This is a genomic window from Saccharopolyspora sp. SCSIO 74807 (assembly GCF_037023755.1).
GTDB classification, from domain to species: domain Bacteria; phylum Actinomycetota; class Actinomycetes; order Mycobacteriales; family Pseudonocardiaceae; genus Saccharopolyspora_C; species Saccharopolyspora_C galaxeae.
The window spans coordinates 4,704,106-4,721,641 of the sequence record NZ_CP146100.1 but is presented as its reverse complement, the minus strand read 5'-3'; the positions used below and the strand labels follow the sequence as shown (position 1 = coordinate 4,721,641).

Below are 17,536 nucleotides of genomic sequence, written 5' to 3'. Positions count from 1 at the left end.
AAGATTTGTTGTTGCCTGATTGTGCCCTGTGTCGACATGTTGTCAAGGCTGCGCGGATGATCGACCACTCGGAGGCGGCACCTCGCGGCCGGCATCGGTTCGGCTACGTCGCTGCGGTCGTGGATCGCGGGATTTCCGTTCGGCCTCGGCGGGTCCGGGTGGTGTCGTAGACTCGCGATGATCTGTCGTGATCACGGGTGCAGTCGCGTGCGAGCGCTTGCTCAATGCGCTTTGTTCGTGCCTGTTGCCGTTGGCCGGATCGTCTGTGCGCGCCGTCTCGGCGTGGGTTCGTGTGGTGGGGGTTGCGATGGCGGATTTTCCGGAGCATTTGTTCTCGCTGGGCGGGTCGCCGGAGGCGATCGCGGGTTCGGCCCGCCGGTATGACCGTTTCGGCGAGTCCGCGGCGCACGCGGCCGAGCGGATCACCAGCATGGACACGGGTCAGTTCCAGGGTCCGGAGGCGGAGCAGTTCCGGGAGAAGATCGATTCGGAGTTGCCGCCGGACCTGCGGGTGACCGGCACGGCGTTCAGCCAGGTCGGCACGGCGCTGAACACCTTCTCGTCGCGGTTGTCGGAGCTGCAGGGCAAGATGCGACCGCTAGCGCATCAGGCGCCTGGCTTGTGGGAGCAGCTCAAGGCCAGCGAGGGTCGTGTGGAGCGGGCGGAGTCGGCCGACCGTGCTCATGCCCAGGCGGAGCGGGAGAAGGCGGCTCATGCTCCGGCCGGGCAGGCTCCGCCGCCGGGCCCTGCGTATGAGTCGGATACCGGGGACGCCTCGGCGGCGTTGTCGTCGGCGCGGGCGGCGTGGCAGGACTGCGTGGACAAGGCCAACGGCCTGCGCACGGAGATGACCGCTGCGGCCCGTGAGTGCACGAATCGCATCCACGAGGCCAAGGGGATGCGGTTCAAAGAGCCCCCGGCCAGCTACGACCTCATCGGGCAGGGGCAGGACTTCATCCGCGAGAACAAGGATGTGCTCAAGGAGATCTCCTCGGCGCTGAAGGTCGTCTCGGGCGCGCTCGCGGTCGTCGGTCTGGTCCTGCAGGCGATCCCGGTCGTCGGCAACGCCGTCGGCGGCGCCTTCCTCATCGCCGCCGGCATCACCGGCGGCGCCGCGCTGGCCATCGACGCCGGTATCTACGCCGCCACCGGCGAAGGCAGCCTCACCTCGATACTCGTCGACACCGCATTAACCGTCATACCGTTCGGACGAGTCGCGAAACTCGGCAGCAAAGCCATCGGGGGCTTGTCGAAGGCCGCCAAGGGCCTGCGCGGCACCAAACACGCGGGTGATGCGGCGGGGTTGTCGAAGACGACCCGGGAGATGCCGCTGTGCAAGGACCCGATCGACATCGACAGCGGCCGCATGGTGATGACCCAGACCGATGTCGAACTCGGCGGGCTGCTGCCGCTGATCCTGCGCCGCACCCATCTGTCGTCGTATCGGATCGGGCTCGCGTTCGGCCCCAGCTGGGCGTCCACTTTGGACCAGCGGCTCGAGGTCGACGCCGAGGGCGTGTACTTCGCTTCCGAAGACGGGCTCGCCCTGTGCTACCCGGACCCGATGCCCGGTGTGGAGGTCTACCCGGCCGAGGGCCCGCGCTGGCCGCTGACCCGCACCGACGACGGCGGCTACACGATCACCGACGTGCCCCTGGGCCAGCAGCTGCACTTCACCCAGCACGACACCCACTGGCCGCTCACGGCGATCACCGACCGCAACGGCCACCGCATCGACTTTCACCACGACGACACCGGATTACCCACCGAGATCGAGCACAGTGGTGGCTACCGCATCCGGATCGAGACCACCAACCGCCTGGTGACCGCGCTGTACCTGTGCGACGCCGACAACGGTGCGGACGTGGCCCTGATGCGCTACCGCTACCACGGCGAGCGGCTCACCGAAGTCATCAACGCCTCCGGCCAACCGTTGACGCTCGACTACGACGACGCCGGGCGCATCACGGGTTGGACCGACCGCAACGACTGCTGGTACCGCTACACCTACGACGCCGAGGGCAGGTGCGTGCGCACCGAAGGCTCCGGCGGCTCGCTGTCGGCCACCTTCGACTACGACCTCGACAACGCGATCACCCACGTCACCGACTCCCTCGGCCACACCACCGCCTACCACCTCGACAACGACGGCCAAGTCACCCGCGAAATCGACCCACACGGCGCCGAAACCCACTCCGAATGGGACGAACACCGCCGCCTCCTCGCCCGCACCGACCCGCTGGGCCGCACCACCAACTACGAGTACGACGAGGACGGCAACGTCGCCTCCGTCATCCGCCCGGACGGAAGCCGCATCCGAGCCGAATACAACGACCTCCGACTCCCGATCACGCTTATCGCTCCGGACGGTGCGATTACGCGTAACGAATACGACGAACGCGGGAACCTGACCCGGTCTGTCGATCCGGCGGATGCGGCCACTACCTGTGAATACGATCGGAATGGCCATCTCGTCAACGTCACCGACGCACTGGGGAACACCACTCGCGTTGAGATAGATGCTACGGGCTTGGCGACCGCGATCACTGACCCGCTCGGCGCCACGACCTGGTACGAACGTGACGCATTCGGTCGCGTCGTCGTGATCACCGACCCGGTCGGCGGGGCGACCCGCTTGGGCTGGACCGTCGACGGCAAACCCGCGTGGCGCATCCTGCCTGATGGCGCCACTGAGCGGTGGCTCTACGACGGGGAGGGCAATCTCCGCACCCATGTCGACGCGCTCGGGCAGTGCACGTCCACAGACGTAACTCATTTCGACCTGCCCTCAGCGGAGGTGCGCCCGGACGGCACGCGGCTCGAATTTCGCTATGACACCGAACTCCGCCTCGTAAACGTGACCAACGAGCAGGGCCTCGTCTGGCGCTACGACTACGACGCCACGGGTTGTCTGGTCTCCGAGACGGACTTCAACGACCGCACTCTCACCTACCGTCACGACGCTGCGGGCCAACTCGTCGAACGAACCAATGGGGCGGGCGAGACGACGACGTTCAACCACAACTTGCTCGGCGACGTCGTCGAACGCCGTGGGGGCGACACGAGTGCCACGTTCACGTATGACGAAGCCGGAAGGCTCCGCCATGCGATCAACTCGGATGCGTACGTGACCTTTGAACGCGATCCGGCAGGACGTGTGCTGAGCGAAACCATCAACGGGCGCACCCTGACTTCGGCCTATGACATGTTGGGGCGTCGAACCCGGCGCGTCACCCCGTCCGGGGCGGAAACCGACTGGGAATACGACGCGAACAGCAACCCGGTCGCGCTGCACACCGCAGGCCGCACGATTCGGTTCGACCACGACGCGGCGGGTCGCGAGATCCACCGCTCCATCGGCGGCGAGGCGGTCCTTACCCAGGCATGGGATGCGAACCATCAGCTCAAGTCACAAACGTTGATCGGTCAAGGCGGTAAACGAACCCAGCACCGCGCCTACCAATACCGCGCCGACGGCTACCTCACCGGCATCGAAGACCGACTCACCGGCGACCGCACCTTCACCCTCGACCGAGCTGGGCGAGTGACGGCAGTACAGGGCCGGGGTTGGACCGAGCGCTACGCATACGACTCTGCGGGCAATGTCACGAACGCGGCGTGGCCGAGCCCGGAGCAGTCCTACGACTCCGAAGCCCACGGAGAACGCGAGTACACGGGAACCTTGATCCGCCGAGCGGGCAAGGTCCGTTACGAACACGACGACCAAGGACGGATGGTGCTCCGTCAGCAGAAGCGTCTGTCGCGAAAGCCGGCCACTTGGCAGTACTTCTGGGACACCGACGACCGATTGACCGCCGTAGTAACTCCCGACGGACAACGATGGCGATATCGATACGATGCCCTGGGACGGCGAGTGGCGAAGGAACGTTTTGATCCAGAAGGCCCCGAAGTCGTCGAGCAGATCAAATTCAGTTGGGACGGCACGGTTCTGGCAGAGCAAGAGCACACTGAATTCGATCCTGGCGGGACCGTTCTTACGGATGCGAAGGCGACCGCATGGGACTATCAACCTGGAACGTTTCGGCCATTGACCCAGAATGGACGCACCGCCGCGCACGACGCGCCTCAGCAGTGGGTGGACGAGAATTTCTTTTCCATTGTCGCCGATCTCTCCGGAAGCCCGTCGGAAACAGTCGATGGCCGCGGTAGCATTGACTGGATCGATCGGACGGCATTGTGGGGCGGAACCGTCCTGCAAAATTCTGTCGCAACGCGCGTGCCGCTGCGGTTTCCCGGCCAGTATTTCGACCCCGAAACAGGATTTAATTACAACTTTTACCGCCATTATGATTCTTCCATCGGAAGATATTCGAGCGCTGATCCGGTGGGTCTTGCTGGTGGCCCTGACGCACACCGGTACGTGATCAACCCGCAAGTGTGGATCGATCCGCTCGGTCTCGCCCCCAAGGAATGCATAGAAAATGCAGTCCGACACACAGGGCCAGCTAGCCCTGCGGGGAAGCTCAGTCCAGCGCAGCAGAAAGATCTCGCCAAGTTCGTAGGGCTCAAGCCACTCGAATCGAAGCCCAACAAGAGTCACGGCCAGCCCGTGTTCACCGACGGCAAGAAATACTACAGTTATGATGTGGACGGCCACAGTGGTGGCCTTTTCAAGGTTGCCAAGAGTGTGCGGGCGCTCGGCTCGAAGCAAACTCGTGACGGAACCCTCGGTCTGGGGCGACCACGGGGGACGGACGAGCCATGGGAACTCTACCAGGTCGGGGATTGACAGATGCACCAATACAAGATCACCAAGTACGACCCCGAACTATACGGTGCGGGTGGCGCTTACGAGGGCGACGACTGGACTTCGATGTCCGAGATAGGAAAGGAGTTCGACGGTGCGATCCTGACACATTCGGATTATCGCCGCACCGAGTCCGCTTACCTGGAAGCGATTCGCTTGCTGGCTTCCTCATCTGGGGTTAGCTCACTAGAAGTCCGGGACCTGGAGGTCGACGAGGACAGCGGAGTCTCCGTGCGGGAGGGGGGACTCGTCACCATTGATCAGGGCTTGGAGCTCTGCAGGATGATGCTTCGCGAAGGGCCGGTTTGGTGCAAGCTGGAGAACGGAGAGCGGTTCTACGTACATGTCGGATATGATTACTACATGTACATCGGCTCCAGCGGAAACGATGCAAGCGAAATCTCAGAAATAAGAGAATCCGGTCTTTTTGTGACGGAAAACTTTCCCTCTCCGTATATCGACTAAGCAGATTCCCACTCGTCGAACACGCTGAATCCCGGCAGCAAGCGACGTGCGGGATGTCCCTCAGCGCTAGGTCGGAACCTTCCCACCCGGGCGTACCGAGGGCCGCTCAGGGTTTCCGGCCGATGGCGCCGATGTGCAGGGCGTGTGCCGGGTTCTGCGGGTCCGGGAAGTCCTCGTCCGGTCGCCATTGGTTGTTCGGCACCAGGCCGGGTTCGATCAGTTCGAGGCCGTCGAAGTAGTGCAACTGCTGCTCGCGGGTGCGGAAGCAGTTCGAGCCCATGCCGCCTTCGGCGAACGCGCGGGCGAGGTCGCGGGCGTGCGGCTCGCCGGTGTCGCAGGTGTTCGAGGCCATCAGGTAGCCGCCCGAGGGCAGCCGGTCGCGGATGCGGGCGGCGACGCCGTCCGGGTCCTCCTCGGCTTCGAGGTGCATGAGGATTCCGCCGAGCAGCACTGCGAACGGCTGGTCGGGGTCGATCAGCCGATGAGTCTCGGGGTCGTCGAAGATCGCGTCCGGGTCGCGCAGGTCCGCGTGGATGAGTCCGGTGGTCTCGTCGGCGGGCAGCAACGCGCGCCCGTGCGCGAGCACGATCGGGTCGTTGTCGGTGTAGAGCACCCGGACTTCCGGATCGATGCGCTGCGCGACCTCGTGCACGTTGCCCGCGGTGGGCAGGCCGGAGCCGATGTCGACGAGCTGGCGCACGCCGGCCTCACCGACCAGGTACCGCACCGCCCGGCGCAGGAACGCGCGGTTGGCCTTCGCCAGCAGCGGTGTCTCCGGGACCGCCTCGATCATCGTCCGGCACGACTGCCGATCCGCCTCGTAGTGGTCCTTCCCGCCGAGCAGGTAGTCGTAGACCCGCGCGATCGAAGGAACGCTCGTGTCGATCTGCGACGGGACCGGCGCCCGCCCGCTGGAAAGCCGGGAAAAGACCGGGTCGCTCACGTCCACCACCTGTTGCTCGTACCGCGGGCAGAGTGTCGATCATAGAACGGATCACCGCGCCGTCTCGACACTGCGTGCCACATCGCCCGAAATGCCGAGAACGACCGCCGGCGAGCAATTCGCTACCGCTCGCAGCCGGTACCCCGGGTCGCGAGCCACCTATCCTTGGACCAGCCGCGACGCGGGGGGTCGACAGGTGAGCAGCTGCCAGGACGAACCCGAGGATCCGCTGCTGGCAGGGGTCGTTCCCGCAGCGGAGCGGCGGATCTGGCTGTTGCTGGACGCCGGCCGCTTCGAGGAGGCCGAAGCCGCGTTCGACCGCATACCGGCCGCGCCGGACGAGGCCGGATACGCCCGGGCCGTGGTCCTGGTGAACCGGGCGCTGCTGGCCGCGCGGCTGGACCGCATCCCGCGGACGATCCAGCTGGCCGCCGAAGGGTGGTCCCGGCTCGACCTGGAAAGCGCAGACGACGCGAGCTCGGCGCACGCGGTCGGGATGCTCGGTTATCTGCTGGGGTCGGTGGGCAGCCACGATTCCGCGGTGGCGATGGGCACCTCGGCGGTGCGGCTGGCGCGCCGTTGCGGTGATCCCGACACCTTGGCGCACTGCCTGCTGCGCGAGGCGGGCACGCGGCTGGCCGGGCTGATCGACGACCCCGACGCCACCCGCGCCGATTTCACCGCGGTGCAGGCGCTCTGCGAGGAATCGCTGTCGCTGGCCTCGCCGAGCCAGACCCGCCGCCGGGCGCTGACCGCGAGCGCGCGGGTGCTGGCCAGCTTGGACTCCCTGGAGGAGGCCGAGAGCCGCGCCACGCGAGCACTCGAGCTCAGCCGCCGGACGGAGGACTGCTACACGCTGTCGTTCGCGAACCGCGTCCTCGTGGAGGTCCGCAAGCGCCAGGGGCGCCTGCACGAAGCCAGGGCCTTCGCCGACCGGGCGGTGGACGCGGTGCAGCGCACTCGCGAATACCGGCTGTTCCGGCGGTTCTCGTGGCAGCTGGCGACGCTGTGCCGGGAGCTGGACGACCCGGCAGGCGAGGCCGCCGCGCTGCACCGCATGATCGGGGCCGGGCGCACGACCGTGCGCGCCTTGCACGAGGGTCTCGGGCAGGCGCTGGAACAGCGCCACCTGTCCATGCGGGAGCAGCGGCGCGAAGAGGCCGCGCGGAAGGCGGCCGACCGCGACCCGCTGACCGGCCTGCTCAACCGCCGGGGCCTGGAGCACCGCGCGACGGTGCTGTTCGACCGGGCCGGGGGAACCGTCGTGCCGTGGCTGGTGCTGATCGACGTCGACCACTTCAAGGACATCAACGACCGCGCGGGACACGCCGCGGGCGATCGGACGCTGCAGGAGATGAGCAGGCTGCTGCGGCGCGAATGCCGCGATCAGGACCTGGTGTGCAGGTGGTCGGGTGACGAGTTCGTCGTGCTGGCCGTCGACAGCCGCGCGGCGGGCTGCCCACCGGCAGGTGCGGCCGCGGCGGAACGGATCCGGCGCCGCGTCGGCGAACACGACTGGCGCGGTGTTCTCGGCGACAGCGCGGCCGGTGCGGAGGTGACCGTGAGCATCGGCGTGGCTTCCGCGGCAGGCGCGCTGCCAGACCTCGTGCAAGCTGCCGACAACGCGCTGTACCGGGCGAAGCGGGAAGGCCGGAACCGCATCGGCACCGCCGCGCGATCCGCGAGCTGACGCCGCGGTTTGCCGCCCTCGGCGGCGTGGGTAGCGTCGGCGCGGAACCTGCGGGAAGGAGGTCCGGGCCGTGTCCGCAACCCCGACGATCGCGCTGCCCTCCGGCGAGGTGATCCCGGCGCTGGGCCAGGGCACCTGGGGCTGGGCCGAGCGCCCCGAGCGCCGCGAAGGCGAGATCGATGCGCTGCACGCCGGAATCGACCTGGGCATGACGCTGGTCGACACCGCGGAGATGTACGGCGACGGCGCGGCCGAGGAACTGCTCGGTTCGGCACTCGGCGGCCGCCGCGACGAGGTCTTCCTCGTCGACAAGGTGCTGCCGCAGCACGCCACGAAGCAGGGCGTGATCGACGCCTGCGAGCGGAGCCTGCGGCGGCTGCGAACCGACCGCATCGACCTGTACCTGCTGCACTGGCGCGGCCGGACACCGCTGGAAGAAACGCTGGAGGCGTTCGCCGAGCTGGTGCGGTCCGGCCGGATCCGGTATTGGGGCGTGAGCAACTTCGACCCCGAGGACATGTCCGAGCTCGCCCGCACCCGCGGCGGCGAAGGCGTCGGCACCGACCAGGTGCTCTACAACCTCACCCGCCGCGGCGTCGAGTACGACCTGCTGCCGTGGTGCAGGCAGCGCGAGTTGCCGGTGATGGCCTACTCCCCGATCGAACAGGGCCGGATGCTGGATTCGCCCGCGCTGCGGCAGGTGGCCGAGCGCCACGACGCGAGCCCCGCGCAGATCGGACTGGCCTGGCTGCTGCGCAACGAGGGCGTCTGCGCCATCCCGCGCGCGAGCAGCCGGGCGCACGTGCAGGAGAACCACGCGGCGCTGCGGTTGCGGCTGTCCGAACAGGACTTCGCCGAACTCGACGAGGCGTTCCCGCCGCCGACGAGCCCGCAGCCGCTCGAAGTGCTCTGAGAACCCGAACCGGCTCTCCGCGACGGGTTTGCACCACCCGGCGCTGGGGAATGCTCGCGCGCGGAAAGCACTCGCCGATCAGTACCGGCGAGGCGACGACCGAACTTGAACGAGGACTCCAACATGGCCAACACCAACCGGGTACTGATCATCGTCACGAGCGTCGGCGAGTACGAGAAGGCCGGATTCCGCACCGGGCTGTGGCTCGGCGAGCTGACCCACTTCTACGACGTGGTCGAACAGGCCGGATACGAACCCGTCATCGCCAGCATCGCGGGCGGACATGTGCCCATCGACCCGGAAAGCCTGTCCCACGACGTGCTCGGCGAGCTGGGCACCGACCGGCGCTACGCCGACCGGCAGTTCATGGACCAGCTGCGCGAGACCAGGTCCGTGGCCGAGGTCGACCCGGCCCACTACGACGCGATCTATCTCACCGGCGGCCACGGCGTGATGTTCGACTTCGCCCAGAGCGACCGGCTGGCCGGGCTGCTGCGGGAGTTCCACGAGTCCGGGAAGGTCGTCTCCGCGGTCTGCCACGGCCCGTGCGGGCTGCTCGGCGCGCAGCTTTCCGACGGGCGGTACCTGGTCGACGGCAAGGACGTCACCGGCTTCTCATGGCCGGAGGAAGAACTGGCGCAACGCGACCGGGCCGTGCCCTACAGCCTGCAGGACGAGCTCAAGCAGCGGGGCGCCGAGTATTCGACGGCCGAGCAGCCCTTCGCCACGTACGTTCGCGAGGACGACCGGTTGATCACCGGCCAGAACCCCGGTAGCGCCAAGGCCGTCGCCGAGGCAGTGGTCGCCAAGCTGCGCTGACCGCGGTCGCATCGACGCCGCGCGAGTTAGTCGATCCCCGCCGCGGGACACCCTCGGCACGGGAGCGGCCGTGCTGCCCGGCCGCCGCCGGAAGGAGGGGGATGGGCGGGTTCAGCGAACGCCGGCGACGCTTCCGGCGGTGCGGGGTGCGTCCGTGAGCGCGGCGGAGGCCGTGAGCGCGGCGGTGCCGGGCACCCCGGCGCAGGCCGCGGTCCTCGCGGTGGCGCACTCCCCCGCCGATCTGGCCGCGGCCCGCACGCAGATGGGGTTCTCGCTCGGCTGGCACATCGTGATCGCCTGCTTCGGGGTGGGGATGCCCGCGATCACGCTCATCGCCGAATGGCGCGGCCACCGCTACGACGACCCCACCTACCGCCTGCTCGCGCACCGGTGGGCCAGGGCGATGGGTGTGCTGTTCGCCGTGGGAGCGGTCTCCGGCACCATCCTGAGCTTCGAGATGGGGCTGCTGTGGCCGGGGATGATGTACACCTACGGCGAAGTCATCGGGCTGCCGTTCACCCTCGAGGGGTTCGCGTTCTTCATCGAGGCGATCTTCCTCGGGATCTACCTGTACGCGTGGGACCGGTTGCCGCCCCGCGTGCACATGCTCACCGCCGTCCCGATCTGCATCGCCGGGGTCGCCTCGGCGTTCTTCGTGGTCACCGCGAACGCCTGGATGAACCAGCCGCGCGGGTTCGACGTCGACGACGGCCGGGTCGTGCAGGTCGACCCGTGGGCGGCGATGTTCAACCCGGCCGCCTGGCCGCAGACCGTGCACATGATCATCGCCGCGTTCATGGTGGCGGGTTTCGGCATGGCCGCCGTCTACGCGGTGGCGATCCTGCGCGGCCGAAACGACCGCTACCACCGGCTGGGTTTCCGGCTGCCGTTCACCGTGGGCGCCGTGCTCGCCCCGGTGCAGATCGGAGTCGGTGACTGGGCGGCGAAGTTCCTCGCGACGAACCAGCCCGCGAAGCTCGCCGCGATCGAGGGCGTGTACCGCACGGCCAGCGGAGTCCCGCTGCACGTCGGCGGGGTCTACCGCGACGGCGAGATGCACTACGCGCTGGAGATCCCCGACGGGCTGTCGCTGCTGGCGCACTGGGATCCGGGCGCCACGATCATCGGGCTCGCGGAGTTCCCAGCGGCCGACCGCCCGCCGGTCAACATCGTGCACTGGTCATTCCAGATCATGGTGGCGATCGGGTTCGCGCTGCTGGCGCTCGGGGTCTGGTTCGCGATCACCTGGTGGCGGCGCCGGAACCTGCCGCGTTCGAGCTGGTTCTTCGCGGGCGCGGCCCTCGCCGGGGTGGCCGCCCCGATCGCGGTGGAATCCGGGTGGATCACCACCGAGGTCGGCAGGCAGCCGTGGATCGTGTGGGGCCACATGCGCACCGAGGACGCCGTTTCGCCGGTGCCGGGTCTCGTGGTGGGGCTGCTGGCGGTGCTGGCGGTCTACCTGGTGCTCACGATCACCAGCGTGTACGTGCTGCGCAGGCTGGCGAAGGTGCCGCTGGCGCAGGACGAGGACGTGCCGTGATCCTCGCGAACCTGCTGATCGGGACGATGTGGGTGGCGCTGACCGCCTACGTCCTGCTCGGTGGCGCCGACTTCGGCGCGGGCTGGTGGGCGCTGCTGACCGGCCGGAGCCGGTACGGCTCCCGGCAGCGGGAGCTGATCGACCACTCGATCGGCCCGGTGTGGGAGGCCAACCACGTATGGCTGATCTTCGTGATCGTGCTCTGCTGGAGCGGGTTCCCCGCCGTGTTCGCCTCCGTCTCGTCCACCATGTACATCCCGTTGACGCTGGTGGCGCTGGGCATCATCGCGCGCGGTTCCGCCTTCGCGTTCCGCAAGGCCAGCACCGCGACCGCCCAGCGGCACGCCTACGGCTCCGTGTTCGCGCTCTCGTCGGTGCTCACGCCGTTCTTCCTGGGCACCGTCGCCGGCGGGATCGCGTCCGGGCGCGCGTCGCTGGGCATCGCGCAGGGCGACATCATCACCAGCTGGATCAACCCGACCTCGATGCTGGGCGGGGTGCTGGCCGTCGCGGCCGCCGCGTACCTGGCCGCGGTCTACCTGTGCGCGGACGCGGTGCGCGAAGGCGCCGACGACCTCGCCACCGCGTTCCGCGCGAAGGCGCTGGTGACCGCGGCGGTCACCGGAGTCGTAGCGCTCGCGGGCATCGCCGTGCTGCACGCCGACGCGCCGGTGCTCTACCGGGGACTGATCGGGCCCGGTCTGCCGATCATCATCGTCTCGGTCGTGACCGGGGTGGCCTCCTTGGCGCTGCTGCTGATCCGGCGCTACGTGGCCTGCCGGGTCGCGGCCGCGCTCGCGGTCACCGCACTGCTGTGGGGATGGGCGGTCGCGCAATATCCGCTGGTGCTGCTGCCGGACACCACGATCCGGATGGCCGCGGCGAACCCGTCGGTGCTGCTGGCGGCGCTGATCTCCTCGGCGGTGGGAGCGGTTCTGCTGGTGCCTTCGCTGCTGTGGATGTTCGTGCTGTTCCAGCGATCCCCGCGGCGGTCCCGGACCTGAGCGCTCAGGCCCGCGGAGTCAGCAGGTCCTGCAGCAAGGCGCCGTACCGGGACACCAGCTCACCGCGGTCGGCGGCCAGCAGCCGCTCGTCACCGACCACCAGCAGCCCGTACAGCAGCCCCGCCAGCAGCGATCCCGCGAGCCGGGCGCGCAGGTCCGCGTCCGGCCCGGACAACCGGGCGCGCAGCGGTTCGACGAACGTGCCTTCGTGGGTGGCCTTGAGCCGGTCGGCGATGTGCGGTTCGTTGCTGCCGCGCAGCAGCGCCACGAACACGCCGCCGGACTCGTGCTGCAGGTCCAGCAGCAGCTCGACGAACTTCTCCCCGAGCTGTTCCAGCGGCACGTCCAGCAGCGGCTCGTCGTCCAGCGTCAGGTGCATGGTCTCCAGGAACAGCAGTTCCTTGCTGCCGAAGTGGCGGATCACCAGCGCCGGGTCGGCACCGGCCGCGGCCGCGATCTCCCGCACGGTGGTCCCGGCGAATCCGCGTTCCTGGAACAACCGGGTCGCGGCCGCGTGGATCGCCGCTGGCAGCGCGGTACCGGGTCGGGGCATGTCCGCCAGGCTAGGCGATCACCGGCCGCGCACGGCCGGGAGCCGCCGCGCCCCGCATGTTGCCGAGACGAACGTCGCCGGGCCCGGACGTCGCCGCACCCGAGCGTCCGCACCCGAACGTCACTGCGCCGACCAGCCGCCGTCGGACGGCACCACCGCCCCGGAGATGTTCACCCCGTCATCGCTGAGCAGGAAGCTGATCGAGGCGGCGAGCTGCTGCGCGGTGGCGACCGACGGCATCAGCGCCACGAAATCGCGGACGCGCCCCCGCCCGAACTCGGACATCTCGCCGCTGCCGATGCCGCCGCCGATGCCGGTGGCGACGCCACCGGGCGCGACCGCGTTGACCCGCACACCCTGTGGCCCGTACATGAACGCCGCACTGCGCGTGATGCCGACGACGGCGTGCTTCGAGGCGGTGTAGGCGACGCCCGCGGCCGATCCGCGCAGCGCGGCTTCGGAGGCGACGTTGACGATCGAACCGCTCCCGGCCGCGAGCATCGCGGGCACGACCGCGCGGGTCAGCCGGAACACCCCGTCCACGTTGATCGCGAAGATCCGCTCCCAGACCTCGTCGGAGACTTCGTGGATCGGGCTGAAGTCGTCGACCACGCCCGCGACGTTGGCCAGCCCGTCGATCCGCTCGCCGGCGGCTTCCAGGATCCGCTCGGTGTGGCCGGGGTCGGTGAGGTCGGCCTGCACGGTCACCACGTCCGGCAGCTCGGCGATCTCGGCCAGCCGGTCGGCGGAGATGTCCACCGCGACCACTCGCCCGCCTTCCCTGGCCACCCGGGACGTGGTGGCCCTGCCGATGCCGGAACCGGCACCGGTGACGATCACGGTCCGGCCCTCGAAGCGGCCCGGCGTGATCCGTTCCTGCCAGGCGGGCCGGTCGTCCGGAACGTCCTCGTCCGGGATCGTGCCGCCGTTCGCACGCCGCACCAGGTCGTCGACGACGTCCTCGGGCAGGGCGCCCTGGCTGAGCTCGGCCAGCTGCCGCAACGAGAGCTGCCGGACCGGCGCCAGCGCCTGCTCGTCGAAGCCCGCCTGCGCGAGCATCTCGCGCAGCAGCACGCCGCCCTCGGGGTGGGTGAGCCACTCGTCGACCGTGCTGGCCGCCCGCACCGGCCGGGGTTCCTGCGCCGTCCCGGGTTCCTGCGCCATGTCGTCTCCTCGAGAAGTCCGGCTGCGACTGCCCCGGGCAGGTTATTGTCAACTTAGTTGACACCGGCAACCGGGGTCGGCGTGCGGGCCGCGGACGTGCCGGAACCGGCGGGCCGCTGCCCGCGATTCCCCTGGTCCGGCGGGAGGCGGCGCCTGCGGTTCCCGATCACCTGCGCAGAACGACGTGCAAAGCGAGGAACTCAGAGGTCGGCGAGCGCGGAAACGGGCGACTCGACGGCATCGGCCACGAACCGCAGGAAGCCGGCGGCGGTCCCGCCGTCGCACACGCGGTGGTCGAACACCAGCGACAGCTGAGTGATCCGCCGCGGCTCCAGCCGCCCGTCCACGACCCACGGCCGCGGCAGGATGCGCCCCATGCCGAGGATCGCCACCTCGGGGTGGTTGATGATCGCCGCGCTGCCGTCGACGCCGAACGACCCGTAGTTGTTGAGCGTGAACGACCCGCCGGTGAGCCCGGCCGAGCCGTCCTTCGCCGCGGCGGTCGCGCTGCGGATCTCCGCGTCGAGCCCGCGGGCGCTGAGCCGGTGCGCGTCGCGCACCACGGGCACCACCAGTCCGCGATCGGTGTGCGTGGCGATGCCGAGGTTGATCCCGTCGAGCACCTGGATCTCCCCGCCCGCGACCCGCGCGTTGAGCACCGGGAAGCGGGCCAGGCCGGCGAGCGCGAACCGCGCGACGAGGGCCAGCAGGCCGGGTCCGCCCGCGTCGGCGGCGCGGTGCGCCACCAGTTCGGTCGCGTCCACGTCCACCCAGGTCGTTGCTTCCGGGATCTCCTGCCTGCTGCGGGAGAGCGCGGCGGCGATGGCTCCGCGCGTGCCGGTCAGGGGGATGCGTTCACGGATCGGCAAGCCGGTACGCGCGTCGGCTCCCGCGTCCGCCGATGCCACAGCTCCCGTGTCCGCCGGTGCCACGGCGCCCGCGTCCACCGGTGCCGCAGTGCCCATGTCCGCCGATGTCGCGGCGGACTCCACATCGGACCTCGTGATCAGGCCGTTCGCACCGCTCCCGCGGATCGCGGTGAGATCGACACTGCGATCCTTGGCGAGCTTGCGCACCAGCGGGGACACGACCGCGGGCCGCTCCCCCGCCGCCCGCTCGGGCGCCGGAGCGGATCGGCGGCGACGACGCGGCGGAGCATCAGCGGCAGGTCCGGTCCCGTACCCGATGAGGACGTTCCCGGAACCGCCGCGCTGCTCGTCCCCACCGGAGGGCGCGCCGTCGGCTTCGGCCCGCGCGGTTTCCACCGTGATCAGCGGTGCGCCCACGGCGATCGTGGCGCCTTCTGCACCGTGCAGTTCGGCGACAACCCCGGCGTAGGGCGATGGCACCTCGACCATCGCCTTGGCGGTCTCCACCTCGGCCACCGGCGCGTCGATCGCGACCGCGCCGCCGGGTTCGACCAGCCAGCGGACCAGCTGCGCTTCGGTGAGCCCTTCCCCGAGGTCGGGCAGGGCGAAGGTGCGGGTGCTCATCGGTGATCCCATTGCAGTTCGTCGACGGTGTCCAGGACGCGCTCGGCGCCGGGCAGGTAGTGCCGTTCGAGCTTCGGCGGCGGGTACGGCACGTCGAACCCGGTGACCCGCCGGACCGGCGCTTCGAGGTGGTGGAAGCACCCCTCGGCGACCCGCGCGGCGATCTCGGAGGCCACCGAGGCGAACCCGGGCGCTTCGGCCACCACGACCGCGCGCCCGGTCCGGCGCACCTCGGCAAGCACGGTCGCGTCGTCGAACGGCACGATCGAGCGCAGGTCGACCACGCCCAGGTCGCGCCCTTCCGCGGCGGCCATCTCGGCGGCGCCGAGCGCGACCGGCACGGACGGGCCGTAGGCGATCAGCGTGGCGTCCGCGCCGGGCCTGCGCACCACCGCCCGGCCGATCGGCGGCACTTCGCGCGTGGTGTCGACCTGCTCGGCGCTGAAGTAGTGCTTCTTCGGCTCGAGGAAGATGACCGGGTCCGGATGCTCGATCGCCGCCCGCAGCAGCCCGTAAGCGTCCGCGTTGGACGAAGGCGCCACCACGGTGAGTCCCGGAGTGTGCGCGTAGTACGCCTCGGACGAGTCGCAGTGGTGCTCGACCCCGCCGATGCCTCCGGCGTAGGGCACGCGCACCACCACGGGCAGCCGGACGCGTCCGCGCGTGCGGTTGGCCATCTTCGCCAAGTGGCTGGTGATCTGCTCGAACGCGGGGTAGGCGAACGCGTCGAACTGCATCTCCACGACCGGGCGCAGCCCGTTCATCGCCATCCCGATCGCGAGCCCGGCGATGCCCGCCTCGGCCAGCGGCGTGTCGAAGCAGCGCTGTTCGCCGAACGTCGCGGTCAGCCCGTCGGTCACCCGGAAGACCCCGCCGAGCGGGCCGACGTCCTCGCCGAACACGACCACCGAATCGTCGGCGGTCATCGCGTCGCGCAGTGCCGTGTTGAGCGCTCCGGCCATGGACAGTTGTGTCTCCACGCCCGGGATCGCAGTCGTCGCGGTCACCGGATCTCCTCCTGTGCAGCCAATTCCGCTTGCAACAACGCGGCCTGCGCGGCCACGTCCGGTGTCGGCCTCGCGTGCACGTGGGCGAACAGCTCGGCCGGGTCGACCGGGGAGTCCGCCGCCAGTGCGGTGCGGACGCGCTCTGCCTCGGCCTCGGCCGCCTCAGCGATTTCGGCGTCGGCCCGGTCGTCGAGCACCCCTTCGGCGCGCAAGTGCGCGCGCAGCCGGATCAGCGGGTCCCGCGGTTGCCATTCCGAGACCTCCGCGTCGGCGCGGTACCGCGCCGCGTCGTCGGCGTTGGTGTGCGCTTCAAGTCGGTAGGTGTCGGCCTCGACGAGCGTCGGGCCCGCACCGGCCGCGGCTCGCTCGACCGCCTCCTGCAGCACCACCGAAAGCGCCGCGGCGTCGTTGCCGTCGACCAGCACACCCGGCATCCCGTAGCCGACGCCCTTGTCCGCCAGCGAAGGCGCCACCGACTGCCGCGCCAGCGGAACTGAGATCGCGTACTTGTTGTTCTGCACCAGGAACACGACCGGCGCCCGCAGCACCGCGGCGAAGTTGAGCGCCTCGTGGAAATCGCCCTCGCTGGTCGCCCCGTCCCCGCACAACGCCATGACCACGGTGTCCTCGCCCTTGAGCCGCGCGGCGTGCGCCACGCCGACCGCGTGCGGCAGCTGCGTGGCCAACGGTGTCGCCTGCGGAGCCACCCGGTGCCGCAGCGGGTCGTAACCGCAATGCCAGTCGCCCGCCAGCAGCGTCAGGACTTCGACCGCGTCCACACCGCGGGCGGCGGCCGCGACCGAGTCGCGGTAGGTCGGGAACAACCAGTCGCCCGGGCGCAGCGCACCGGCCGCGACGACCTGGCAGGCTTCCTGGCCGCGCGAAGACGGGTAAACCGCGAGCCTGCCCTGGCGGACCAAGGCACCGGCCAGTTCGTTGAGCCGCCTGCCCAGCACCATCGTGCGGTAGTGCGCCAGCAGCGATTCCGCCGGTGGCAACGAATGGCGCTGGTCCTCGACCACTGCTCCGTCCGCCGCCAGCAGCCGGATCGGCCCATCCCGCGTCATGCGCACCTCCGCGTCGAACAGATCTCCCGGGATTGTGCGCAGCACTGCTATGTTCTGCCCACAAGTGCGGCGATTTCGCAGACACAGTGCCGAAAAAGCACTTCGGGAGG

At 69.6% G+C, this 17,536-nt stretch carries 13 protein-coding genes; 7 read left to right on the top strand and 6 right to left on the bottom strand.

Annotation, left to right across the window (positions count from 1 at the left end):
- Positions 1-187: 187 nt before the first annotated feature.
- Together V1457_RS21600 and V1457_RS21595 are read left to right on the top strand one after the other, a co-directional pair.
- Positions 188-4,750 (top strand): RHS repeat-associated core domain-containing protein, encoded by a 4,563-nt coding sequence (locus V1457_RS21600; RefSeq protein WP_338596361.1) that lies wholly within the window; start codon positions 188-190, stop codon positions 4,748-4,750.
- Between the two features lie 3 nt (positions 4,751-4,753).
- Positions 4,754-5,233 (top strand): hypothetical protein, encoded by a 480-nt coding sequence (locus V1457_RS21595; RefSeq protein ID WP_338596360.1) that lies wholly within the window; start codon positions 4,754-4,756, stop codon positions 5,231-5,233.
- 106 nt (positions 5,234-5,339) lie between these two features.
- Here V1457_RS21595 and V1457_RS21590 read toward each other — a convergent pair whose 3' ends face one another.
- Positions 5,340-6,176 (bottom strand): SAM-dependent methyltransferase, encoded by an 837-nt coding sequence (locus V1457_RS21590; RefSeq protein WP_338596359.1) that lies wholly within the window; start codon positions 6,174-6,176, stop codon positions 5,340-5,342.
- Positions 6,177-6,372: 196 nt separating this feature from the next.
- Here V1457_RS21590 and V1457_RS21585 point away from each other — a divergent pair, with 196 nt between their 5' ends.
- The 5 genes from V1457_RS21585 to V1457_RS21565 all read left to right on the top strand — a co-directional run bounded on the left by V1457_RS21585 (position 6,373) and on the right by V1457_RS21565 (position 12,142).
- Positions 6,373-7,866 (top strand): diguanylate cyclase, encoded by a 1,494-nt coding sequence (locus V1457_RS21585; RefSeq protein WP_338596357.1) that lies wholly within the window; start codon positions 6,373-6,375, stop codon positions 7,864-7,866.
- A 70-nt stretch (positions 7,867-7,936) separates the two neighbouring features.
- Entirely contained in the window at positions 7,937-8,779 is an 843-nt protein-coding gene (locus tag V1457_RS21580; RefSeq protein ID WP_295146774.1) for an aldo/keto reductase, read from the top strand.
- Between the two features lie 123 nt (positions 8,780-8,902).
- Complete coding sequence (locus tag V1457_RS21575; protein ID WP_200070424.1) at positions 8,903-9,598, top strand: type 1 glutamine amidotransferase domain-containing protein; 696 nt, start codon at positions 8,903-8,905, stop codon at positions 9,596-9,598.
- Positions 9,599-9,752: 154 nt separating this feature from the next.
- On the top strand, positions 9,753-11,138 hold the full coding sequence (locus tag V1457_RS21570) for a cytochrome ubiquinol oxidase subunit I (protein ID WP_307850049.1): 1,386 nt from the start codon (positions 9,753-9,755) through the stop codon (positions 11,136-11,138).
- Entirely contained in the window at positions 11,135-12,142 is a 1,008-nt protein-coding gene (locus V1457_RS21565) for a cytochrome d ubiquinol oxidase subunit II (RefSeq protein WP_338596353.1), read from the top strand. The genes V1457_RS21570 and V1457_RS21565 overlap by 4 nt, the downstream gene beginning before the upstream one ends.
- Positions 12,143-12,146: 4 nt before the next feature.
- Here the strand turns inward: V1457_RS21565 and V1457_RS21560 are convergent, their stop codons facing one another.
- From V1457_RS21560 to V1457_RS21540, 5 genes are all read right to left on the bottom strand, one after another.
- On the bottom strand, positions 12,147-12,695 hold the full coding sequence (locus V1457_RS21560) for a TetR/AcrR family transcriptional regulator (RefSeq protein ID WP_200070426.1): 549 nt from the start codon (positions 12,693-12,695) through the stop codon (positions 12,147-12,149).
- Between the two features lie 120 nt (positions 12,696-12,815).
- Positions 12,816-13,859, bottom strand: coding sequence for an SDR family NAD(P)-dependent oxidoreductase (locus V1457_RS21555; protein ID WP_338596351.1), 1,044 nt, complete (start codon positions 13,857-13,859; stop codon positions 12,816-12,818).
- A gap of 200 nt (positions 13,860-14,059) precedes the next feature.
- Positions 14,060-15,352 (bottom strand): dihydrolipoamide acetyltransferase family protein, encoded by a 1,293-nt coding sequence (locus V1457_RS21550; RefSeq protein WP_338596349.1) that lies wholly within the window; start codon positions 15,350-15,352, stop codon positions 14,060-14,062.
- Positions 15,349-16,314 carry a transketolase C-terminal domain-containing protein gene (locus tag V1457_RS21545; RefSeq protein WP_338605066.1) on the bottom strand — a complete coding sequence of 322 codons (966 nt, stop codon included), beginning with the start codon at positions 16,312-16,314 and terminating at the stop codon, positions 15,349-15,351. The genes V1457_RS21550 and V1457_RS21545 overlap by 4 nt, the downstream gene beginning before the upstream one ends.
- 41 nt (positions 16,315-16,355) lie before the next feature.
- The gene (locus tag V1457_RS21540) at positions 16,356-17,426 is read right to left on the bottom strand and encodes a thiamine pyrophosphate-dependent enzyme (RefSeq protein ID WP_338596347.1); all 1,071 of its coding nucleotides are present in this window, start codon (positions 17,424-17,426) and stop codon (positions 16,356-16,358) included.
- Positions 17,427-17,536: the final 110 nt, after the last annotated feature.

Excerpts from the sequence above, each read along its gene's own strand:
- V1457_RS21595 (WP_338596360.1), top strand. The coding sequence starts at position 4,754 with ATGCACCAATACAAGATCACCAAGTACGACCCCGAACTATACGGTGCG.
- V1457_RS21575 (WP_200070424.1), top strand. The coding sequence starts at position 8,903 with ATGGCCAACACCAACCGGGTACTGATCATCGTCACGAGCGTCGGCGAG.
- V1457_RS21560 (WP_200070426.1), bottom strand. The coding sequence starts at position 12,695 with ATGCCCCGACCCGGTACCGCGCTGCCAGCGGCGATCCACGCGGCCGCG.
- V1457_RS21555 (WP_338596351.1), bottom strand. The coding sequence starts at position 13,859 with ATGGCGCAGGAACCCGGGACGGCGCAGGAACCCCGGCCGGTGCGGGCG.
- V1457_RS21550 (WP_338596349.1), bottom strand. The coding sequence starts at position 15,352 with ATGAGCACCCGCACCTTCGCCCTGCCCGACCTCGGGGAAGGGCTCACC.
- V1457_RS21545 (WP_338605066.1), bottom strand. The coding sequence starts at position 16,314 with ATGGCCGGAGCGCTCAACACGGCACTGCGCGACGCGATGACCGCCGAC.
- V1457_RS21540 (WP_338596347.1), bottom strand. The coding sequence starts at position 17,426 with ATGACGCGGGATGGGCCGATCCGGCTGCTGGCGGCGGACGGAGCAGTG.